This is a genomic window from Xenorhabdus budapestensis, from assembly GCF_017743015.1.
Lineage (GTDB): Bacteria > Pseudomonadota > Gammaproteobacteria > Enterobacterales > Enterobacteriaceae > Xenorhabdus > Xenorhabdus budapestensis.
On record NZ_CP072455.1, the window covers coordinates 3,809,029 to 3,833,002 of the forward strand.

The following is a 23,974-nucleotide window of genomic DNA, read 5'->3' on the forward strand; positions in this document are numbered from 1 at the left end:
GCAGGTCATGATGCAGTACGCTCAGCAGCCTTTGACTGTGCTAATGCCGCCATAACTTGCTGAGATGGGCCAAACAGTTTCATTTTTCCCTGTACTAGCAATAAAATCTTATTTGTTTGGGAGAGCAATGCCGGACGGTGAGTAATTACCACAACTGTTTTTCCCTGTTCCCGTAATTCTCCAATCGCACCGCTCAGTGCTTTTTCACCAATATCATCCAGATTGGAATTAGGCTCATCCAGCACAACTAACGATGGATTACCGTACAATGCCCGAGCCAACCCAATCCTCTGTTTTTGTCCACCAGACAACCCCATCCCTCCCGCACCGATGACGGTGTCATAACCTTGTTCAAGATTAAGGACCAGATCATGTACGCCTGCTTTCTGTGCCGCTTCAATGACTTTTTCCGGATCAAGGTCATTAAAACGTGCGATATTCTCCGCAATTGTTCCGGCAAACAGTTCAATATCCTGCGGTAAATAACCGATGAAAGCTCCCAGTTCATCCTTGTTCCATTGATAAATATCTGCACCATCAAGTCTCACCACTCCCTCCTGAGCTGGCCAGACTCCCACCAACAAACGGGCCAGAGTGGATTTTCCTGATGCACTGGGGCCAATCACTCCCAGAATATCCCCGGCTTCCAGAGAAAAATTGATGTCTTGCAAAACCTGCTTATTCTTTTCAATTGGTTGAGCTGCTTTAGTTTTAGCGGGAGGAGTGGCAAACACTTTCTCTAACAACAATGCTCCCTTAGGTACGGGTAATGTCATACCACTTTCACGCTCTGGCTGTGCTTGCAGTAATTTATCCAGTCGCTGCCATGATAGACGGGCAGAACTCCAGCTTTTCCATGCCTGGATGAGTTGTTCAATCGGAGACAATGCCCGTCCCATTAGAATTGAGCCAGCAATCATCATACCCGGCGTGATATCGCCTCCAATTGCCAGCCATCCTCCGAGGCCAAGGATTAATGATTGCAAAGCCATACGTACTGTTTTAGTGATTGCGGTAATGGATACTGCCCGTTCACTGGCAATACGCTGAAAATTGAGAAAACGCTCATGCAGACCAAACCAACGCTGACGTAATGTAGGCAACATACCCAATGCTTCAATTACTTCGGCATTACGTAAGTTGGTACTGGCAAGGTTAGCGGAACGTAAAGAGAGCTTATTAGCTTCCGCCAGCGGAGACTGAGATAACCATTGATTTAATACCGCCAAAGCTACCAAAATAAGTGCCCCAATCAACGCCAACAACCCTAAATATGGACTGAACAGAAAAATGACACCGAGGTAAACAGGGAACCAAGGGGCATCAAAAAAGGCAAATAATGCACTACCCGTCAGAAATTGACGAATTGTTGATAAATCATTCAGCATCTGCCCCGCATCCGTAGAGCCATTTTTCAGATTGGATTCATATGATGCGGTATAAACACGCTGGTTCAGGCACATATCAAACTGACTACCGACCCGGATCACTACCATACTTCGGATATATTCCAACCCACCGATGATGGCATACATGCCAAGCGTAATCAGCGTCAACATCAGCAAAGTCATCTCGTTACCGGATGGCAGTACCCGATCATATATCTGAAGCATATAAATGGAGGGAACCAGCATCAGTAAGTTAATAAATGCTGTAAACAAACCAATCGTCCAGAATACTTTGCTGCGTGCACGGATAACATCCGTCATTTCATCTTTTGGCTGGCGTAATTTCACAGAAATCCCTTCATTATCAGAAGCAAAATAGTTTAATTATGTTCTTATCTTTATATTATTTTTTAATATCGCTTTCTTGATCACAGTTACATCTTCTTCTTGAGTGTCATGACAAGTTCCCTGCCATCAACAAGGTATGCCACCCATTGTTCAGATTCCTGACCAAAAAAGGCCCGGCTATTACCGTCAGCATCTGTCAAAGTGATGCCATCAGGAGTCGGTCGCCAGCCTGCAACAGTATTTCCTACCAGTTTTGTCAGACAAGCGTCACTTTTCAGTGCCCAGATAGAGCCTTCTGGCAAACGTGTATCCGTGAGTTCAACGCTGCACACCTGATGTTTATCCGATATCTGCCATATTCCTGTCAGTTCAGTCGGTTTAGGGAGATTCAAACTACTGGCCATACATCCTCCAATCAAAAACAAAGATAACATTATTGATAAAGTGCAAGATTTCAACAAAGCAAACAACGCATTGAAGGAAACTAAATGTCGTTGTAACATTGCCCCTCCTATAAAAGGCTGCCGCCTGAGCAACAGGCAGCAGCTTGTTTTATTAAAATGAATGTTACTAAACAATGAAATCAGCTTCAGGTGATGGCTGACCAATAATTTTCACCAGAAAATCGTTGTCAGCTAACTCTCCTCCAAGACTGATAGACATATCCGTTACATCTGTTGATTCGTTATAAGTCAGTAAAACTTCACCTGCCTTACCTGAAAATGAATCAACAAATTTAAGATCCCCCTTGCCCCCGAAGTTAAACTGAGACAAGTCGATTTTGTCTTCGCCAGACACAAAATCATGGATCCAGTCCGGGTTGTCTTTTAGGGATTCTTTGCCATCCAGATAGACAAATGTGTCCTTGCCTGCTCCACCCCAGAGATGATCACCGCCTAAGCCGCCATAAATGACATCATTTCCGGCCCCCCCTTTCAGGGTATTGTCTGCACTGTTACCAACAATGATATCGTCACCGCTGCCGCCAATCGCATTTTCAATGACTACACCACGCGCAATAGAAACGTTACCTTTCAAGCCGCCTACATCAGAGAAAGCGCCTTCATTCAGGTTAATGCGCTGATTTTGGGTAAAACCGGAGAAATCAAATGTATCTTCTCCACCCGCATCCCAAACACTGAATATCAGTTTGCTATCAGCATCTGTTGCTGTCATAAAATCACGGTCAGTATTGGAATTAAAACCATATACTGTGTCACCTTTACGGGTTTCAGTATTGGCACCATATAAAGCCTGAATGGCAGAGATATCATTCAACAAAGGCGCTGATGAGAAATTTCCTTTGAAATCCTGCCCCGTGTATTTCTCGTTGAAATAACTCATCACGGTATAAGCACGGCTATCTTCGAAATATTCACCGACAGTGATATAACTTGGTCTTACGACATCGGAAGCGTCATATTCAGCAGGATGTTCCAGACCCAGAGTATGCCCTATTTCATGAACAAACGTCTGCCGTCCATAACCATTCACATCAATATCATTTGTTTTGAAAGTTTCGTCTTTAGCATGATACCAAGAGTACATTGTTTTTTGTCCTCTCGGCAAAGTTGCAAATGCATAATCATCAGTCTCACTATAATCAAAAAAGCCCAAAGTAATATTGGCATCGAAACGTGAGCTGACTTCAGTAAATTTTATATTAGCAACATCAGACCAAGACTGTAATGAAAGTTTTGCGGCTTCTTTTTGTTCCTCATTAAAAGCACTGAAACCTGCAATACCAAATTTCGACATTATTAAAGCAGGCGCAGTTTTTAGAAAATGATAGGACAATTCCAGCGTGCCAGAAGGCCCGATTTTACTGTCCTGCCAATGAAAATCAGTCCGCAAAAGTTCATCTGGGGCCTTATCCCCCAAAGGCTTATGCATGACACGAATATTCATATCAGAGTTTGGAACGTAGGCTGAGAGTAGTGCTTTCACATCCTGAACAGAGTTAGAGTCAGATAACCCCGTATAGGTATATTTTTTCTTTGAGGTCATGTAAATCTCCTGTAAAAAAAGACTCATAATCTCAGACCCGATATATCAGCTATAACGGGTACTTGAGTTTTTTTATTCTTCCTAAGTAAGGTATTAGAAATAAAACCCTTGAATAAAATAACGCCAGTTTTTGACCATGTAAAAATGATTAAGATATCATTTTAAAAAATACATTAAACAAAATTAATTTATATGTCTAATTATTAATTTTTGATTAAACGTTTGCGTTAACAAAAAAATATATTTTCTTAACAATACACAAATTAATTTCTACCTGATTGAAATTAATTTAAATGAAGAGTTACCTTAAAATTAATATAGCTAATTGGTTTTATTTTAATAAAAGAAAAAATAAATAAATGCCCCGGTTACGCAAGAAACTCGATAACCGGGGCATTTTCAGATCACTTTAAGCAACAACGGCGGGAAAAATAAAGACGGATATATCAAACAATAATCAATAATCGCGGTTCATTGCATAAACAGACCAGATACGTTGAACGTGCACTGTGATCTCTTCACGGTCGTGATACAAATGTTTCGCCTGAATTTTGGCATTAACGCCATTTTCTTTCAATTGTCGTTCAATTTTTTGTAAAATATTAGCAACTTCTTCGTAACGTTTTTTCATCGGCAACTTGAGGTTGAAAATAGCTTCCCGGCACCAGCTTTTAACCAACCAATCCGTCATAAGCTGAGCAACTTTAGCCGGCTTCTCAACCATATCGCACACTAACCAATAAATATTTTTTACCGATGGTTCAAACTTAAAGCCATCCACACGATGATGCTTTACTTGGCCAGTATCCATCAGGCTATCAGCCATTATCCCATTATCTACCGCATGAACGATCATACTGCGCTTCACAAGCTGGTAAGTCCATCCACCCGGACAAGCCCCCAAGTCTACGGCATACAGACCACTATCGAGACGCTCTTCCCATTCGTCATAAGGAATGAAGATATGAAAAGCTTCTTCCAGCTTCAGTGTCGAACGGCTCGGAGCATCCGATGGGAATTTCAGACGTGGGATCCCCATGTAAAAACGGGAATTATTATTACTGTAGGAATACCCCACATAACAGCATCCGGGAGCAATAAAAAACACATGAGCCACTGGACGGGTATAGTTTTCCTTTGCCAACAGGATCTTTTCCTGCCGCATCGCATTACGCAAAGGAACCGTAAACTTGCGGCAGAATTTCATCAATTCCTTGCTTTCATTGGTATCCGGCACTTCCACACGCAGTTCACCCGCGCGCTCAATAACACCGCTCAGCATCCCAATGATCGGTGTAATACGATCTTCCTGCGGTAAATCTTTCAGCAGCTCACCGACAACCAACATTTGGCGGGCAAAAATCAATTCACGAAATGGAATTTCACGAATAAGACGGTCAGCATCATCATACTGATAACATTCAAACAGCACATAACCACTGTTTTCTTTCACACGAGCGAAACCGTAAATTTCTTTCTTACTCGCTTTATCTGTAATTTCTGCCGCACACTCTTTTTCAAACCCAGGGCGGCAATACAAAGCAACTTTATTCATGGCTAGGCGCCAATTTCCTTAGACGCAAAGCGCCAATTAATACACATAACCAACCGATGAGGAAACTCAGCCCACCGACAGGTGTCAGATAAACCAAATATTTTAGCGGTAAAAAGGCCAGGCAATAAAGGCTGCCACTAAACAGTACGATCCCCACAGCAAAAAATATTCCTGCCCGGCTGAATTGCACCGATGGCTGCCATATCAACACAGCCGCCAGTGCCATCATCGCCAATGTATGTAATCCTTGATATTGCAGGCCAGTATGAACCCATTCCATTTGCTGTGACCGCAACACCGGTGCCAGAAGATGGGCACCTATTGCGCCAAAGGCCACGTAGAAGAAACCACTGATCCCGGAAAAAATAAGCATCGCACGACTGTTCATCGATCTGCTCCTGCTCTCATTCGTTTAGTGTCATTCATTAGTAATAAAGCCTAATCTTTCCTGCTCGCTTGCAGCCTGTGCAAGGATCCATTTACGGAAAGCCGCAATCTTGCCCAATTCTGCCTGATTATCATGGCAAACTAAATAAAATGCATTCTTACTGACCAGAACATCATTGAACGGACAAACAAGACGACCTGCATCAATTTCATTCTGTGCCATCACATTATTCGCAAGTGCTATGCCCTGCCCATGTACCGCAGCCTGAATGACCATTGCACTATGGCTGAATATCGGCCCTTGTTGCACATTGATCAACTGCTGTATATCAAGTTGGCGAACATAGGCTTGCCAGTCCCGTCTGGAAGAATCATGCAATAAAGTGTGGTTGGCGAGATCCGCCGGTGTTTTCAGTGGGCGCTCCCCCATTAACAAAGAAGGAGAACATACAGGCAGCAAATATTCAGGATAAAGACGGTCTGTCCGCAACCCCGGCCAGTTACCCCGTCCATAAAAAATCGCCACATCAACATCATCTGCCAGCTTATCTTCTTCCCGATCCACAGCCTGAATTCTGACGTCAATCCCCGGAAAACTCTGGTTAAAACCAGAAAGCCGCGGCACTAACCATTGAATCGCAAAGCTAGGGGATAAACTTACCGTCAACGCCCCTTTGGCACTACGTGCCTGAAGTTTTCGGGTAGCTTCATTGATAGCCGTGAAGATTTCTTTAATATCCAGATAGTAACTTTGCCCATCTTCCGTCAGCAACAAAGAACGGTTACGGCGACGAAACAGTTTCAGTCCCAAAAAATCTTCCAGACTTTTCATCTGGTGGCTGACCGCAGCTTGAGTGACAAATAATTCTTCTGCCGCTTTAGTAAAGCTTAAATGACGAGCGGCAGCATCAAAAACTCGTAACGCATTGAGTGGTGGTAAACGTTTGGACATGTTGGTTTCTTATATGATGGTTACGATACCGGTAACTCTTTTCATTCAGGTATTAGTTTTTATAATCCGAATCATTATAATTTGTCCATTGATGATATACCAGCAAATCCCTATAGTGTGCGCACTTCCTAAGCCGGAACGAAAAGTAGCTCTGTCGCGAGGCAAATTTGGAGTGATATAAATTTGTAAAAGCACATAGATACTTTTGGCTTTGTGGTTGTGATGTTGTGTTTGCAAGTTGTCTGGGACAACCAGGCTTTGTAGCGTATGCTACTGTTTTTTTCACTTCCTGTACATTTACCCTGTCTGTCCATAGTGATTTTTTTAATGCACCGCAATTGCGGTGCTTTTTTTCCCTGCTTTGCTGTAAAATCCCTCAAACTTGATTAAAGAAAAATTTATTCTTTTATACCTTCTGGATTGTAGAACGAAAGGTATACGACATAGCATTCAAATTAACATAATTTATGAAAGCCTTTGATTCAGAAAAATTTCGCCGACAATTTCCTGCTTTACAGCCATCCTCTGAGTATCCAAAACCTACTGTGTTTCTGGATAGCGCAGCGACTTCTCTCAAACCCACATGTATGATTGAGGCAACTCAACGCTATTACCAGAATCACAGTGCAACTGTTCATCGCAGTCAACACGAGACTGCACAAGCAATGACCTTACGTTATGAACAGGCACGTTCTTTAGTCGCTGAATTGCTCAATGCACCGCAACCTGAAAATATTATCTGGACCAAAGGCACCAGCGAAGCCATTAATCTGGTTGCACAAGGGTATTTTCGTTCCCGCTTATCAGCCCATGATGAGATTATTGTCAGTGAACAAGAGCATCACTCCAATCTACTACCGTGGCTGATTCTGGCAGAACAAACCGGTGCTAAGATCGTTAAATGGCCGATTGGAAAACGATGTCAACAAAAACAGTATCAGCCAGAAATTGAAACGCTGGCAGAACTGCTCAATGAAAAAAGTCGGTTAGTTGCTATCAGCCAAATGTCAAATGTGACCGGAGCTACTGTTGATTTAACACAAGTCACAACCCTCGCCCATCAATATAACTGTCTGGTACTGGTCGATGGGGCTCAAAGCATTGTTCACACTCCCGCCGATGTACAACAGTTAGATATCGATTTTTATGCTTTCTCTGCACATAAGCTCTATGGACCTAATGGGTTGGGAGTATTGTATGGAAAAGGATCACTGCTGAATGCCATGTCTCCGTGGCAAGGGGGCGGGAAAATGCTGACTCAAGTCTCCTTCGACAGTTTTACACCAGAAGCAATACCTTATCGTTTTGAAGCCGGCACACCGAATGTCGCCGGAGTCATCGGGTTTGCTGCTACGTTGGAATGGTTAAAAACACTCGATATTTCACTTGCCGAATCCTATGCTGTTGCCCTGACAGATTATGCTGAGCAGCAACTCAGCGCGATACCGGGTTTTATCAGTTATCGTGCGACAAGAGCCAGCCTATTGGCCTTCAACTTTGCAGGCATACATCATAATGATCTGGCAACGCTGATCGCTGAACAGAATATTTCCCTGCGTTCAGGGCAGCACTGCGCCCAACCACTGCTTGATGCTTTGGGGATCAACGGTTGCCTGCGGGCTTCTTTTATGCCTTATAACACCCAACAAGATGCAGATAAATTAGTCAGTGCAGTAAAATTCGCTCTGTCACTACTTGAGGAATAAATCACCAATGACATCACTGCCAACTCCTATCCTTGCCCCACATCCGTTTGGTACAGAAATTACGGAGCAACAACTGATTGAAAAGTTTGAGCAATGCCGGCTGTGGGAAGATCGCTATCGGCAACTCATCGGGCTTGCTAAAAAGCTACCGGACCTGCCCGATGAGTTAAAACAACAGCAGATTGAGATTTCCGGCTGTGAAAACCGGGTTTGGTTAGGACATCAATTGCTTACTGAAAACCGCCTACATTTTTATGGTGACAGCGAAGGGCGCATCGTGAAAGGTTTATTAGCATTTATCCTGACCACAGTGGAAAGAAAAACGGCGGAGCAGGTTTTACAAACGCCATTAACCGAGCTGTTTCAGCAAGCAGGTCTCGAACAGCAATTAAGTGGATCGCGGCTCAACGGCGTAAAATCTTTGATTAATGCCGTGCAGGAAATTGCCCGCTCGTATCAAAACTGTTCATACTAAAACTGTTCATACTAAAATTAAAGACAGCTTTCCCGCTCCGCTCTAGCCACCATTTTTTTCAATGCGTGAGATACAGCAACAAACCCAAAAGTCGCCGTAACCATCGTTGCGGCACCAAAACCAGAGGCACAATCCATCCGCTTTGAACCATCAGCCGTACTTTTGACCGCGCAAACCGTACCATCAGATTGTGGATACACTAATTGTTCCGTTGAGAAAACACAGTCGATGCCCAATTTTCCTTTACCGTTCTTCACGACCCGATAATCAGATTTCAGGCGTTCTTTCAATTTAGCGGCCAAAGGATCCTGCACTGTTTTGGCTAAATCCACGACCTGAATCTGGGTTGGATCAAGCTGCCCACCCGCACCACCCGTTGTCACCACAGGGATCTTATAACGGCGGCAATAAGCCAGCAGGGCTGCTTTCGGGCGAACACTGTCAATAGCATCAATAACATAATCAAAATCCGCAGAGATCAATTCCGCCACATTATCAGGCGTAACAAAATCATCAATACAAGTGACCTGACATTCAGGGTTAATCGCCCGTATCCGCTCAGCTATCACTTCGGTTTTTGGTAACCCCACATTCTGCACTAATGTATGCAGTTGACGATTGGTATTGGTAGTGCAGACGTCATCCATATCAATCAGCGTAATCGCCCCAATACCTGTGCGAGCCAATGCTTCCGCTGCCCATGAACCCACACCTCCAATGCCAACCACACAAACATGTGAACGGGAGAATAATGAAAGCGCTTTCTGGCCATATAATCGTGCAGTACCAGCAAAACGCTGAAGATAAGCATCAGAGAGAGAAACTTGCATCAATAATAAATCCTGAATAAAACCTATGCTATCAGACACACTTTATTTTCCGCGCGAAAATATCAGGCAGAGATAGGTAACGATTGTTTGAACTGAGCAGGATCTTACTGGTTTGCTGCCAAAAAGCCAGATAATGCTTTCTTCAATATCCAAACACGTCCATAGTGGTTATAAAAACCAGCCATTTCTCCGGCAAGACTGCCAACACCATGATAAATATCGAAATGATGTCCTTTAATTGCTCCCCCGACATCCAGTGCCACCATCAGGTGCATTCGGTACTGTCCGGTAAACTTGCCGAGGTTATCCAATATCGGTACTTCCGCCAGCAACACTGTTCCGGGAGGAACTAATGCCTTATCCGATGCTACTGAAGCTTTTGCGACTAAAGGCACTGCACTGGCTCCCCGCACTGCGGTATAAGGTTCAGGCTTAAAAAATACGAAAGAAGGATTCTGTTCCAGAATTTGCCGAACTTCAGATTCATTATGCTTTTCAGCCCACTGCCGAATGGCTCTCATTGATATTTCTTCCTGGGGAATTTCTCCACTATCAATTAACACTTTACCTATACTGCGATAAACATGACCATTCTTTCCACTATAACCAAAAAAGGTTAATAGTTTGTCGTCACCAAAATCCACATAACCACTCCCTTGTACTTCCATCAAAAAATTATCTATTAGAGAGTTGCTGTAGCCAATGATCCACTTTTTATCGAGAACCCCATTATATATAGCCGCACGATCCGGCAAGCGAGAATACGCTTGATCTGGCATTTGGTACAAAGGATATTTAAATTCACCTTGTTTAATATGGCGAGCCTGCAATATAGGGGTATAGTAGCCGGTAAATTTGACATTACCGTAATTATCTTCGCCTTCCATCTGATAAACGAGCAAACCAAACTGAGCTAAATTGCGAATATTTCCACCATATTGCATCCAGTTTTCGATGGCATTAAAGGTAGCGCGTTGATTGGCATACAATTGGGGAGAAGACTCGCTGATTAATTTGACCTGAGTGACAAAATCTCCGGCATTGACGGGAGAGCCTTGCGCATTTGGCGTATTAACAAGCCGGAAGTCCTGGGTAAAGTGACCATCTTTATACTGCTGACCTTGCTCCGTCGGGCGCAAATGACAAGCAGATAACAGAGAAACGACAACACCACATAAAAGATATTTGCCCCAAAGTTTCATATTATACTTTATCTCCTGCCATTCCGTTTCGACAGCAAACAATATCAAACCCCAATAAATAATAAAATGTAGTTAGAAAAAAATAGATTACTCTGCTTAAATCACAAGAGAACAAAAATAAAACAACAAGCTTTATTTTTAAGCAAAAAAACAAACAAAATTGGTAAATATCAACAAAAAAGCTTGCAACGGAATCGATCCGGAGTATAGTGTGCCGACATCGGACGCGGGGTGGAGCAGCTTGGTAGCTCGTCGGGCTCATAACCCGAAGGTCGTCGGTTCAAATCCGGCCCCCGCAACCAATTCGGTATCGTTTTTATCGATACTGTTTTTATAGATATAATGTAGCATTTGCAGACGGACGCGGGGTGGAGCAGCCTGGTAGCTCGTCGGGCTCATAACCCGAAGGTCGTCGGTTCAAATCCGGCCCCCGCAACCAATTTAGTATCGTTTTTATCGATACTGTTTTTATAGATATAATGTAGCATTTGCAGACGGACGCGGGGTGGAGCAGCCTGGTAGCTCGTCGGGCTCATAACCCGAAGGTCGTCGGTTCAAATCCGGCCCCCGCAACCAATTTAGTATCGTTTTTATCGATACTGTTTTTATAGATATAATGTAGCATTTGCAGACGGACGCGGGGTGGAGCAGCCTGGTAGCTCGTCGGGCTCATAACCCGAAGGTCGTCGGTTCAAATCCGGCCCCCGCAACCAACTTTCTGATTAAAATCTCACTTCTTACCAAATTTTCAACCTGTTTATCACTCTTTTTTATTCATTATTTGTATATATTCAATGCGTAATATTACAACCACAGGGTAGTCAATCCCCTGTTTGTAAACAAAAATCATCTCCTCCATTAAAATAATTTATAAAACCATACAAAAATAATACATTTAATTAACAAGTTGTTATTATAGTTAGGCTATTTTAAAACCGACCTAAAATAAGGGTAGCAACATGCCATTTTTTCGTCCCTTTAGAGAAAATTTTTATAAAGGTGATTTAATATATGGTTTAACTGATAGCAGGAAAAAATATGTTAATGAAAGTAAAAACTTTCTGATTGCTAAACATTGTAATGATGAAGCTCTTTATCCACCAATATTTATTGATAATTATTTAACACCTGCCGAATTAAACCATATGAAAAATTTTATGAAAAATTATCAAGGAAAAAACAAAAAAAATAATTGGATAAATAACGAGGAAAAATCCAGTTTTCAAAATAGAGCGGAAGAATACAGCAGAAGATACTGGTATGAAAAACCCAAAAAGCAAGAGGATGAAGACAAATATAATCACTATAAAAGAGATTTCTTTAATCATCTGAAAAGTCACCATAAATACCGCACTGTTACTGAAAACATCAATGAATATAATAAGATAGACATAGGAAGAAAATGTAAAGGCGGATTATCATGGGCAAGCATAGTCAATGGAAATTTACCTCATGATATGCATATCCACTTTATACTTGATGGTATAAATATGGATACTGTAGTTTATAAACACGACAAAAATATCACTGGAAAAGAATTAAGATGGCTTTTCAGACACAGAGAGTATCCTAACGTCGCTAAAAAAATACAATTTTGGCTGAATGACACCCCAACTACTCCACCTTGGGAAGGAACAGGATCAACTCTATGGAAAAATTATGTATGCCAAGATGACTACTCTGAAACACTTTCCCTATTATTTAACGCTCTATAATGTTTTCTTTATTTTATATGGGTGGATATTTCACCGCCGTGCTAATTCTGCTCCATTTTTAAAATAGGCTTTAATACCGGCAAAAATAGATTCAGCCACTTGTTGCTGGAATTTCGCAGTACGTAGTTTTCGTTCTTCTTCCAAATTACTGATGAATGCAGTTTCAACCAGAATAGAAGGAATATCCGGTGCTTTTAATACGGCAAACCCCGCCTGATCGACACTGTTTTTATGCAGTTTATTCACTTTACCCATTCGCTTAAGCACTTCATCCCCAAATTTCAGGCTGTCATTAATCGTCACAGTCTGAACCAGATCCAGCATGGTATGATCCAAATATTTATCACCGCTTTTACTCACCCCACCAATCAAGTCAGCCTCATTCTGCGTTTGGGCCAGAAAACGGGCAGCATTACTGGTTGCCCCTTTCGTTGACAAAGCAAATACGGACGATCCCCTAGCGGCACGATTAGTAAAAGCATCAGCATGGATGGAAACAAACAGATCCGCCTGCATCTTACGTGCTTTTGCTACCCTGACTGTCAGCGGAATAAAAATATCTTCATTACGGGTCATATACACTTTCATCCCCGGTTGACGTTTTATAAGGGCTTGCAGACGGCGGGCAATCTGTAAAACAACATCTTTCTCACGGGTTTTGTATTTCCCGATAGCGCCAGGATCTTCACCACCATGACCGGGATCAAGCATAATCACAATTGGCCTGTTCTTCCCGGCCTTGCCTGTTTTTTTCCTCTCTGTCGGTGGCATATGCTTTTCCAGATTTCCACTGTTGTACTCTTCAAGCAGTGCCAGCAAAGGATCATCATTGGCTTTCGCTACCTTTGGATAGAAATCTAACACCAAACGATGCTTGAATTTCGCAATAGGCGGCAAAGTAAAAATATGTGGTGCAATCGGCTGCTTAATTTCAAACACCAAACGCACAGTTTTGGGATCAAATTGCCCGGCTCGTACCAGTTTCAGATAAGGATCACGTTGCTGAACCTGCGATCCTATACTGCTCAGGACACTATTGAGCTGGATACCCTGCAAATCAATAACAATTCGGTTGGGATTTGAAAGTGAAAATTGGCGGTATTTAAGCGGAATATTAGACTCCAGCGTCACCCTGGTATAACTTGATGCAGGCCAAATACGCACAGCAATCACTTGTGACGTTGCTGCATACCCTATCGGACTAATACTTAACAACCAAAGCGCTGCTGCTCCTTTCAACAAACGGCGACGTGAAGAATTATGGTCTGAATGACTCATTATTTATTCCATTTAAAAACAACCAGACAGTAACTTTTATCTAAGAGACAGTTAGGTGGAAGACTCTAATTAATTATAAAGGAACTGTCATCAAAAAAAGCATTTTCTGCTATCTCAACAGCTATACTCTATGAATTTCAAGATGCAGCGTAGCCAACAAAGCTGCGACCTGAGAGATAACAAACATAAATATCAATATAAATAATAGCTTTGTTTTTATCTATATTCCCTCTTGCCATTTCCCTTCTAAAGAATAAAAATATAAAAAATACGAATAAAAATGCAATTGAGGGGAATATCATGAAAGAACGCCGTACCGAATTGGTCGAAATTTTCCGGCATTCGGTTCCGTATATTAATGCACATCGTAACAAAACTTTTGTCATTATGTTGGTCGGTGAAGCTATCGCCCATGAAAATTTTCCGAATATCGTTAATGATATCGGTTTATTACATAGCCTCGGCATTCGTTTAGTTATTGTGTACGGTGCTCGGCCACAAATCGATCAGAACCTCACCCAACATCACTATCAACCGATTTATCATAAATACACTCGGGTTACTGATGTTAAAACGCTGGATTTTATCAAACAAGCCGCTGGCGTGTTACAGCTTGATATTACAGCCCGACTTTCCATGAGCCTCAATAATACGCCATTACAAGGTGCGCATATTAACGTGGTCAGCGGCAACTTTATCATCGCTCAGCCTTTAGGGATCGATGATGGTATTGATTATTACCACAGTGGTAAAATTCGCCGGATTGACGATGAAGCCATAAATCAGCAGTTAGATAACCATTCCATTGTATTAATCGGGCCTGTTGCTGTTTCCGTTACCGGCGAAAGTTTCAACCTGACGACCGAAGAAATTGCTTCACAACTGGCGATTAAATTAAAAGCCGAAAAGCTGATAGGATTCTGTTCATCACAAGGCGTCACCGATACGGAAGGGAATACCTTGTCAGAAATTTTCCCCAATGAGGGGGAAATACTGTTGAATAAACTGGAAAGCACCGGGGATTACTCCTCCGGGGCAGTACGTTTTTTACGTGGCGCCATTAAAGCCTGCCGCCGCGGAGTTCGGCGCAGTCATTTGATCAGTTATCAGGAGAATGGCTCACTAATCCAGGAATTATTCTCCCGCGAAGGCATCGGAACCCAAATTGTTATGGAGCGCTCTGAGCAGATCCGTCGCGCCAATATCAACGATATAGGAGGCATTCTCGAACTGATCCGTCCACTGGAGCAAAATGGGATCCTGGTTCGCCGCTCACGGGAACAACTGGAAATGGAGATCGATAAGTTTACCCTGATAGAACTCGATAATGTCACTATCGCCTGTGCTGCCCTGTACTCTTATCCTGCGGAAAAAATCGGTGAAATGGCCTGTGTTGCCGTACATCCGGATTACCAAAATTCTTCACGTGGCGAGGTGTTATTAGGCGCTATTATTAATCAGGCCATACAAATCGGACTGGAACGATTATTTGTCCTTACAACTCAAAGTATTCACTGGTTTCAGGAGAAAGGTTTTGAACCCGCAGAAATTACTATGTTACCAGTGGAAAAACAGGCGCTGTACAATTACCAACGCCGTTCCAAAATTTTGATGTTGGATCTGAAAACTCATTGACATAACTCCACCCACATATATATCCAATAGATTTCAAGTTGCGTCACGACGGCAAGAGAACGAATCCACTAACCCACTCCGCCTTTGAGTGGGTGTCGCAACTGCCTTGGACAAAACCACCTTGTGTGCGTATAGCGTCAATTTCTCACGGGCGCGGGTCAAAGCCGTATAAACCAGCTCGCGACTAACAACAGGAGAAAACTGGGTTGGCAACACTAATGCAGTATGCTCAAACTCAGAGCCTTGTGATTTGTGCACTGTCATTACATAAGCCGTTTCATGTAAGGGCAGACGGCTTGGCTGAAAAGGTTTTATCTGCCCGTCAGATAACTGGAAATAGGCTTTCAACTCATTATTCTGATCCTTAAGCATAATACCGATATCACCATTAAACAGTCCCAATGTACTGTCATTGCGCAAGATCATGATCGGCCGCCCGGCATAGCTCCTATTCTCCATAAACTGATTTCCCGTATATTTGGGCAAAGCAATCATTCCTTTACGATGCAGCAATTGTTCCACTCGCTGGTTCAATCCACTGACACCAAACGGCCCTTCTCTTAAAGCACATAACAACCTGAAACGGTTAAATTCTGCCAGGATAGTCTTTTCAGATGCCTTTTCGTTCACCAGCGCCAAATAGCGGTAATAACCTTCTGTGGTTTCAATCAACAAACGCTGATAATCTTCATCTTCTGCTAGGGGATTAAAATTCACATCAGGCAGAGATTGCCTTAATACAGCAGCAACACACTTACTGTCCCCCTGATTGACTGCTGAAGCTAGTTGCCCAATACCAGAGGCAGAATTAAAACGATAGCTTTTACGCAGCAAACATAAACAATCCCGTACTGCCAAAGTTAAATCTTCTGGCTCAGACACTGAATATGACACTAACTGACAACCCGTTAACTTCGTCAGTTGTTTTGCACGATCGACACTGTATCCTTGTTCAGCAAAACGACAGATATCTCCCAATACCGCTCCCGCTTCTACAGAAGCCAGCTGATCCTTATCTCCCAGAAAAATCACTTTTGCTTTTGCTGGCAAAGCATCAATCAGACGCGCCATCATGGGTAAATCTACCATGGAGGCTTCATCAACAATCAGGATATCAAGGGCAAGCGGATTATCACGGTGGTAACGGAGTTTTTGGCTTTCAGGCTGTGCACCTAGCAAGCGATGGATGGTTTGTGCCTGCTCAGGGATATTGCACCGTTGTTCATCTGTCAAAGCAAGTTTGTTGACAGCCTCACCAAGCGATTCAGTCAACCTGGCAGCCGCTTTCCCTGTAGGAGCCGCCAGTTGAATATTCAATGGCTTTCCTTCGTTCAATTTAATCAATGCGGCCAGTAATTTCGCTACCGTCGTTGTTTTTCCGGTTCCCGGCCCACCAGAGATAACAGAAATACGACTGGTGACAGCAACTGCTGCCGCCACTTTCTGCCAATCGATTTCACTTGCAGCAGCAACACCAAAAAGCTCATCTAAAATTTTCCGTAGCTGAATTTCATCAATATCATCAGCCAATGCCACATCAGCAAAAAACGCGGCTATCCGACGTTCGCTTTGCCACATCCGCTGCAAGTAAAGGCGATAACCAGAAAGTATTATCGGTGTAGGAGATTGCCCATCGCCTATTGCCGGACATGCCTGCAAAGCAGCAATCATTTGTTGTTGATTAGGTTCTCCTACGAAAGTCCACAGTGATGCCACTAACTCAGTGTGTCGTCCTTCAAATAAATGTTCAGGTGAGATCCTGTTCAAAAGCAGGCAAACATGACCAGCCCCCACTTCTGCACTCAAATAGGCAGTGATCAGCAATAACAATGGATTTTCATCTTCAATCATCGCATAGGCAAACTGCACATCTAACGGACGCAGCAATTTTTGGGCAACAGCTTGCTGCAATAATGACATTATTCCATTCATGGCTGCACTCATGCACTTTGTTCCTCATCAGTTGCATAGTCATCGTTTATACAGTCAACAGTACAATCGACGGTACTAAAGAGCGCATCCAGTGCATCAACAAATTCAACGGGTGGCAAATAGCGATAAATACCATGCCCCGGATTATTGTTATCAATGCCACGCAGAAACAAATATACCACCCCGCCAAAATGCTGCCGATAATCATAATCCGCCAACCGATGGCGTAAATAACGGTGCAGTGCCAGCGTATAGAGTTGGTACTGCAAATCATACCGATGCTCTATCATGGCTGAGGCCATGGCTTCCTGAGTGTATGATTCGCTGCTCTCTCCCAACCAGTTCGATTTGTAATCCACCACGTAAAACTTATCCTGCCAGCAAAACACTAAATCAATAAACCCTTTCAACATGCCTTTGACCTGATGGAAGGACAAAGGAGCGCACTGTGCTGACAAGGGATCATAACGATGAGTCAAGGCATCCAGTGCGTTGGAACGCAGTAAATTATCAACAGGCAAATAAAACTGCATTTCGTTTTGTTGATGATAATGTGGAATATCAGCAAGCCGCATTCCCTGTTCATTTAACTCTGCGGTCTGGATATCCGTCATCCATTGCTGCAATACGGATGCCCAACTCTCATCAAAACCTGCGGTTGTCAGCTTTTCCGCCAGCCAGATCTGATCCGGTGGGGAGCTGAAATCCAGCTCTTCCAGAACTGAATGTAAGAACGTTCCGGCTGTTGCCCCGCGCGGAAAAGTATGCGGTGTCATCAGCAATGACGGTTCAACTTGTTTTTCACCACGGACGTCAATATCAAGTTTCGGTGCAATGGATTGGACAATCACTTCTACTGATTCGCCAAACGCACTGACATGAGCCTGGGAACTGATGTAATTATGGGAAATCGAACCCTGTAAGCCGGAATAACTGGTCACCCGCCAGTCATCCCGAATGGAACGCCGGAATTTTCTGGCAGCCAGCAATAGCACATCTTCACTTTTGGGTTCCCATCTTTCATCTCCGATATCCTTTATCGGTATCACCTGAATATTGTCATCTTTGAGTTCATTTAAGCTGCATTCCAGTAACTCTGCATCACCTTTCTGCCCTTTTTGCACCAAATAACCAAGGGCGGAAAGATGTAAATCCGTATCTCCGGTTTTTTTCTTATTACCCTGAATCAATGGCGCAACACCGACACTACAGTGATACACAGCTCGCGTTAAAGCCACATAGAGCAGACGCAAATCTTCCGCCAACCGTTCTTCATCGGCTAATGCCAGCTTTTCACTATCCTCAAAGAGACTGAAATGGGTTTCAAAATTCTGACGATCGTGATAAATGGCCCGTTCCTGTTTTTTGAAGCTGCAAATAAAAGGCAACCAGACTAAAGGGTACTCCAGCCCCTTTGATTTGTGGATGGTACAAATCTGAACCAGATGTTTATCACTTTCCAGACGCATTTGCTGACTTTCTAGCTGTGGATCAGGACGGGAAATCTGCTGTGCCAACCAGCGAACCACTGAATGTTCGCTATCCAATTGCAACGATTCTTCCTGCAACAGTTCACTAATGTGCATAATATCAGTCAGACGACGCTCACCGTCGTATCCTGCCAACAAATTCTCTGCAATCCGGTATTTCCCCATGACCGCCCGTAACATCGGTAAAACACCACGTGAGCGCCACAACCGGGCATAACCGTCAAACTCATCCACCAGCTTATCCCATGCCGTTTCATCATGATTTAGCTGATCAATCTGCCGGGCACTTAAGCCAAATAAACTACTGGCTAATGCACTTCTGAGTACACGTTCCTTTTCTGGTGATAACACCGCTTGCAAAAGCCAGAGCAAGTCCTTAGCTTCCGGCGTATCAAATACATTCTCACGATTGGAAAGGAAGACAGACGGGATTTTCAATTCATTCAATTCATCACGAATCAGTGCGGCTTCACGGCGACTACGCACCAGTACCGTAATATCCGCCGCTGTAACAGGCCGATTTTTTTCGCCCCGCTGTAACAGCGCACTCCCTTCCTGTCCTGCCAGTAACCAATCTCTGATTTGGGCAGCACACAGTCGTGCCATGCCCTGTTCGTAATCCCTTTTTGAAACACCCTCTCCAGACTGGAGCCAGAACTGCAAGGCTGTTTGTTCCTGCTTATGGAGCAAGAATTTCAGGTTGTGATTTTTCTCTGCTGAGTTGACGTGAATAAACGGAATTTGGTCAAACAGAAATGGGCGGTCTGTATGGGAAAACAACTTATTGACCGCTTGTACCATCGGAGCGGAAGAACGCCAGTTTGTTTCCAGCGTGTAATGCGCACTCACTTGGGCACGCGCCTGAATGTAGGTGAAAATATCCGCCCCGCGAAATGCATAAATTGCTTGTTTAGGGTCACCAATGAACAACAAACCATTTTCCGTTTGATGACGATATATGGCCTGAAAAATTCGGTACTGCTGCGGGTCAGTGTCCTGAAACTCATCGATCATCGCAACGGGGTAACGTTGCCGGATGGTTTCCGCCAGTTTTTCTCCACCTTCACGTTTCAAAGCAATATCCAATCGCATCAGCAAGTCGTCAAAGCCCATATACCCACGCATCAGCTTTTCCTGATTGATGGACTGGCGTATTTCAACAATCGCTTTGGAAATGATAATGTCCCGTAAGGTCAGTGGTTGCTGATATAAATCATCAATGGCCGTAAACACGGGATGTCGGGGAACTTCACCCTTTTTGGTTTTTTCTTCCAACCTTGACTGGCAAAATTTATCCAAGTCTTTAGGAAGCTGATAATCTCTGGTTTGCGATTTAGCCCACTCAGAAACGCTATTCAGCCAATTAGGTAAATTCTTCTTACTGTAACTGCGCTTATCCACCCCAGAGTTATCAATTAGCGCTTGTAAATCCTGTACAACCTCATTCCACTGCTGTTTGACCCCGTCAATCAAAGCAATGATCTTTTCATGGCGGCTGACTAAGGTTTCATCACCGTCCGGCGCGTTGACGATATAAGGTATATCCCCTCGCAGATGATCAGTTATATCTTCCAGCAGGGCTTCTGGCCCGCTCCATTCCTGACTGATCACCGTCGCCATTGATAGCGATAACGGATAACAGTGACGCCGCCAGAAATCAGCACAACCTTGCTTACGAAGTGGGTATTCATCCTGAATCAACGTTTGCTCAAACAGAATGCCGGATTCAAACGCATTGTGCACCAACATGCGCTGACAGAAGCCATGAATGGTGTAAATTGCCGCTTCGTCCATTTGACGTTCAGCAGCCAGTAACCAATCCGCCGCACTTTGCCTGTCGGGGATCTCTGCCAGCAATTGCTGATAAACCGGATCATTCACCGCGTTATCCTGCCGAATGCACGCCAGTCGCAACTGGTGGATATTTTCACGAATACGCCCACGCAATTCATCCGTTGCTGCCTCGGTAAAAGTTACAACCAAGATCTCTTCAACATTAAGCGGACGGGAAAAGGCGGCATTGCCGCCCAATCCAAGTAACAAACGCAGGTAGAGTAAACCTATCGTATAGGTTTTTCCCGTACCTGCTGAAGCCTCAATCAGCCGTTGGCCATGCAGCGGCAATGTTAACGGATTAAGTTTATGAGACGTTATGTTACGGGGTATTTCTGTGCTCACTGAGCATTCACCTTAACCGATAATTGTTTCTGGAAAGTGGATACATTCGGGTAAGTCTTCCAGCCTTTCAACTCTGCATATTGATGAAGCGAGCCTTTCTTCCCTGTAATTTGTGAAATCAGTGCCAATCCATGACGTTTCATCACTGCTTTATCGTAAAACTCAAGCAACTGTGCTTTAGTTACTTTTTCCAGAGCAGCAATGATTTTCTCTCTTGAATCAAATTTGAAGTTATTACGGCCAAAATCACTGCTGTAACGGGATGCTTCCGCAGAAAAAGTTTGCGGTGGCTGACGCATTTCTGTCAGCAATGCTGTTTTATACTGCTTAAATTCAGCATCAGGCATCACCTGCAATTTTTTCTCAGCTTGCTGATAGAAACTCTGGTAACGCTGGTGCAAGTAATCTGGCTGTTTGCTATTACTCTGCAATAAGAAGCCAAGCCCCCATTGTTCTCCTACCCTTGTATTGAAGGCTAAAACCGCATAGCCCAATTGCTCTGTTGTTCTTAATTGATCAAAGAACCAAGGCGATAAAATGCTACCTAACAGATTGGAATAGACATATCCGTTAATGCGATCATATCCCGTCGGGATGTAGACTTCCGCCAGTGCGTTATCAGTGCTGCTGGCAGTGCCTTCAAAGTTAACGGCATAATTACGCTTCAATTCGATACTTTCGCCACTCCACCACACAGTACCCCGGTTGGCGAGCTGCTTATGTGCAGATATAACAATATCAATACTCTGTTTTTCGGTTAAATTACCGAAGACTACCGCCTGTAAAGCAGAACTCTGGATCATCTCATAACGGTATTTGACAATATCATCAACATTGATGCTATCCAGCGCCTTTAAGCGTTCAGCCTGCTCAATATAAGGAACACTGGATAAATAAGAAACCAGCTGCATTGCCATTTCATAGGCTTTGCCTTCATTGGAGATTTCCAATTGGTTACGATACCAGGACTTCGCTTGTTTCAATTCAGTCAAGGTTGGTGTAAACGCCATATACTGGCTGATAGCAGAAGTTAACAATTCAGGTAAATGTTGGGTGTAACCATATACCCCGATTTGCAACCCATCCGCATATCCGGTTGTAATCGCCAGACCTCCGACGGCTGCCTGATAACCAAGCTGATCCAGTGCAAGAGAAGATAAATAAGACAACAGAGCGTAAGTCACCTGTTCTTTGGCGCTCTTCACACCATTAGCATTACGCAGATCCAATGCGATGCTTGCCTTCGGTTCATCGGCAAAATATTGGCTTGGCATATACAGCAGACGCACATTCGATTGTTCCAGGATCATTTGAGGATGTTTCTGGCTGCCAGATGCCTTAATCAAGGACAAATTATCAGGAATATAAGGGTTCAGTTCTGGTAAAGAGAATGAAGTACCTTTCTCCAGTTTTTGCCACTCCGCACGCTGTTGTTGAGTGATTTTATTAATCTGATAAGGTGCCTGAACAAAATAAGCCTCTTTATTATGTGGTTCTTTCGGACTAATAAACCAGATGCGGGCATTCTCAGGTGTCAATTGAGCCAAACGGCTGGCAATGGCCTGAGGGTTGTATTCATCCGCAAGATAGCCAGCATCCAGAACATGAGAAACAGGAACCTGTAGCATGGCATCAGCTAACGACTGAATATAGTTCATATTCCGTACGATTGACGCATACTGGAATGATAAATTGAATACTTTAGCCATTTCATCAAAATAGCTCTTTTGAATACCTTTTTGCTTCAACAGGTTAATGTAAGAAAAGATAGCAGCAATAACCTGATCACGCTGTTCAAGCCCTTTGTCTGTCAATGTGACATAAATACCAAATGAGCCAGAATTACCATCTGTTTTCGGGCTGGCACTGGCACTAATTCCTTCGGCCAATCCCTGTTTCAGCAACCAGTCAGATAGGGTATTTTCACTACGATTACCAATCAGATAGCCAATATAGGCATCGGTTTTACTGCGAAAATCAGCGCTGTTATCAGCAATCCTGAACTCCAGTTGCAGCGATTTATAAGGTTTAGATGGCACATAATGGATAATGATATCTTTTTCTTTATCTGTTATCGCCGGAACCGTAATGGCAGAGACTGAAGCATGTCGATTCGGAATACGGCCAAAAGTATCCACCGCAATCTGAGCCAATTTTTCTATCGGCTGATTACCATATAGAACACCTTTCATCAAATTGGCAGAGTAATAACGCCGATAAAAATCAACCAGCGCAGTCTGTAACTTACTGTCTGGTTTATCTTTCAGGGTTTCCAGATTTCCCCCCGCAAAACGGGAATTCGGATGAGCCGGATTCAAAGTTTCAGAACGGATCTGCCAGATGCGATGCCCTTCTCCGGAACGAGCAATGGTCATCTCGTTATCAACAGCATTACGCTCACGATCAGCATTCACAGGATCCAGCAAAGGCTCCGCAAGAGCATCAGCGAGACGATTGGTCGCTTCTGCCAAAGAGCCATTTTCCACCTCCAGATAAAAGGCTGTACGGTTAGCTGAGGTGCTAGCATTGCGGCTTCCCCCGTGTTTCTGCAAAAACTCTGCAAAACTGCCGGGCTGAGGATATCGTTTAGATCCCATCAACACCATGTGTTCCAAATAATGCGCCAGTCCAAGCTGATTATCCGGATTCTGCATATGACCAATGGGGATTGCCACAGCAGCCAATGATTTAACTGCTTTTTCATCTGAAACCAGCAGAACTGTCATGCCATTTTTCAGTTGGATAGCTCTATACTCACGGAAATCACGTTCACTTTTATGAATCGTTTCCAGTAACGGTTGCCAAGGCGATTCGGCATAAGTTGTTACTCCCCAGAAAAATAAAAAAAGCATCATCATGATGCGAATGACATATTTAGGCATGACCTAATATTCTC

General features: G+C 43.5%; 16 protein-coding genes and 4 tRNA genes. 8 read left to right on the forward strand and 12 right to left on the reverse strand.

Annotated elements, in window-relative coordinates:
• Window positions 1-5 precede the first annotated feature (5 nt).
• From HGO23_RS16780 to HGO23_RS16805, 6 genes are all read right to left on the reverse strand, one after another.
• Complete coding sequence (locus HGO23_RS16780; RefSeq protein ID WP_209028812.1) at window positions 6-1,709, reverse strand: type I secretion system permease/ATPase; 1,704 nt, start codon at window positions 1,707-1,709, stop codon at window positions 6-8.
• A gap of 113 nt (window positions 1,710-1,822) precedes the next feature.
• Window positions 1,823-2,140: a protease inhibitor Inh/omp19 family protein gene (locus HGO23_RS16785; RefSeq protein WP_099135144.1), complete on the reverse strand. Its 318-nt coding sequence runs from the start codon at window positions 2,138-2,140 to the stop codon at window positions 1,823-1,825.
• A 166-nt stretch (window positions 2,141-2,306) separates the two neighbouring features.
• On the reverse strand, window positions 2,307-3,743 hold the full coding sequence (locus HGO23_RS16790) for a serralysin family metalloprotease (RefSeq protein ID WP_099135044.1): 1,437 nt from the start codon (window positions 3,741-3,743) through the stop codon (window positions 2,307-2,309).
• A 457-nt stretch (window positions 3,744-4,200) separates the two neighbouring features.
• Window positions 4,201-5,298, reverse strand: a complete 1,098-nt coding sequence (rlmM, locus tag HGO23_RS16795; RefSeq protein ID WP_209027309.1) for a 23S rRNA (cytidine(2498)-2'-O)-methyltransferase RlmM — start codon at window positions 5,296-5,298, stop codon at window positions 4,201-4,203.
• On the reverse strand, window positions 5,291-5,686 hold the full coding sequence (locus HGO23_RS16800; RefSeq protein ID WP_099135046.1) for a DUF423 domain-containing protein: 396 nt from the start codon (window positions 5,684-5,686) through the stop codon (window positions 5,291-5,293). Before HGO23_RS16800 ends, rlmM begins: the two co-directional genes overlap by 8 nt.
• Before the next feature lie 30 nt (window positions 5,687-5,716).
• Complete coding sequence (locus HGO23_RS16805) at window positions 5,717-6,637, reverse strand: transcriptional regulator GcvA (protein WP_038259423.1); 921 nt, start codon at window positions 6,635-6,637, stop codon at window positions 5,717-5,719.
• A gap of 467 nt (window positions 6,638-7,104) precedes the next feature.
• On the opposite strand from HGO23_RS16805, the gene csdA reads away from it, so the two are divergent.
• On the forward strand, window positions 7,105-8,343 hold the full coding sequence (csdA, locus tag HGO23_RS16810) for a cysteine desulfurase CsdA (protein ID WP_209027310.1): 1,239 nt from the start codon (window positions 7,105-7,107) through the stop codon (window positions 8,341-8,343).
• Window positions 8,344-8,350: 7 nt separating this feature from the next.
• Window positions 8,351-8,818, forward strand: coding sequence for a cysteine desulfurase sulfur acceptor subunit CsdE (gene csdE, locus HGO23_RS16815; protein ID WP_099135049.1), 468 nt, complete (start codon window positions 8,351-8,353; stop codon window positions 8,816-8,818).
• A gap of 17 nt (window positions 8,819-8,835) precedes the next feature.
• On the opposite strand, the gene tcdA is transcribed toward csdE, so the two are convergent.
• Both tcdA and mltA read right to left on the reverse strand, forming a co-directional pair.
• The gene (gene tcdA / locus HGO23_RS16820) at window positions 8,836-9,648 is read right to left on the reverse strand and encodes a tRNA cyclic N6-threonylcarbamoyladenosine(37) synthase TcdA (protein WP_099135050.1); all 813 of its coding nucleotides are present in this window, start codon (window positions 9,646-9,648) and stop codon (window positions 8,836-8,838) included.
• A 104-nt stretch (window positions 9,649-9,752) separates the two neighbouring features.
• Window positions 9,753-10,850: a murein transglycosylase A gene (gene mltA, locus HGO23_RS16825; RefSeq protein ID WP_209027311.1), complete on the reverse strand. Its 1,098-nt coding sequence runs from the start codon at window positions 10,848-10,850 to the stop codon at window positions 9,753-9,755.
• Window positions 10,851-11,075: 225 nt separating this feature from the next.
• Between mltA and HGO23_RS16830 the strand changes: the two genes are divergently transcribed.
• The 5 genes from HGO23_RS16830 (at window position 11,076) to HGO23_RS16850 (ending at window position 12,565) form a co-directional block, all read left to right on the forward strand.
• A tRNA-Met gene (locus tag HGO23_RS16830) sits at window positions 11,076-11,152 on the forward strand.
• 60 nt (window positions 11,153-11,212) lie between these two features.
• A tRNA-Met gene (locus HGO23_RS16835) sits at window positions 11,213-11,289 on the forward strand.
• Window positions 11,290-11,349: 60 nt separating this feature from the next.
• Window positions 11,350-11,426, forward strand: a tRNA-Met gene (locus HGO23_RS16840).
• Between the two features lie 60 nt (window positions 11,427-11,486).
• Window positions 11,487-11,563: transfer RNA gene (locus HGO23_RS16845), tRNA-Met, on the forward strand.
• A gap of 246 nt (window positions 11,564-11,809) precedes the next feature.
• A complete protein-coding gene (locus HGO23_RS16850) occupies window positions 11,810-12,565 on the forward strand; it encodes a hypothetical protein (RefSeq protein ID WP_209027312.1) in 756 nt (251 codons plus the stop codon).
• Between the two features lie 30 nt (window positions 12,566-12,595).
• Here HGO23_RS16850 and amiC read toward each other — a convergent pair whose 3' ends face one another.
• On the reverse strand, window positions 12,596-13,843 hold the full coding sequence (gene amiC, locus HGO23_RS16855; protein ID WP_099135053.1) for an N-acetylmuramoyl-L-alanine amidase AmiC: 1,248 nt from the start codon (window positions 13,841-13,843) through the stop codon (window positions 12,596-12,598).
• Between the two features lie 300 nt (window positions 13,844-14,143).
• Between amiC and argA the strand changes: the two genes are divergently transcribed.
• Window positions 14,144-15,478, forward strand: a complete 1,335-nt coding sequence (argA, locus tag HGO23_RS16860) for an amino-acid N-acetyltransferase (protein WP_099135054.1) — start codon at window positions 14,144-14,146, stop codon at window positions 15,476-15,478.
• Between the two features lie 33 nt (window positions 15,479-15,511).
• On the opposite strand, the gene recD is transcribed toward argA, so the two are convergent.
• Genes recD through ptrA form a run of 3 tightly spaced genes read right to left on the reverse strand, consistent with a single transcriptional unit; the run spans window position 15,512 to window position 23,960 of the window.
• Entirely contained in the window at window positions 15,512-17,401 is a 1,890-nt protein-coding gene (gene recD, locus HGO23_RS16865; RefSeq protein WP_209028813.1) for an exodeoxyribonuclease V subunit alpha, read from the reverse strand.
• A gap of 17 nt (window positions 17,402-17,418) precedes the next feature.
• The gene (gene recB, locus HGO23_RS16870; RefSeq protein ID WP_209027313.1) at window positions 17,419-21,078 is read right to left on the reverse strand and encodes an exodeoxyribonuclease V subunit beta; all 3,660 of its coding nucleotides are present in this window, start codon (window positions 21,076-21,078) and stop codon (window positions 17,419-17,421) included.
• On the reverse strand, window positions 21,075-23,960 hold the full coding sequence (ptrA, locus tag HGO23_RS16875) for a pitrilysin (RefSeq protein WP_209027314.1): 2,886 nt from the start codon (window positions 23,958-23,960) through the stop codon (window positions 21,075-21,077). Before ptrA ends, recB begins: the two co-directional genes overlap by 4 nt.
• Between the last annotated feature and the right edge of the window lie 14 nt (window positions 23,961-23,974).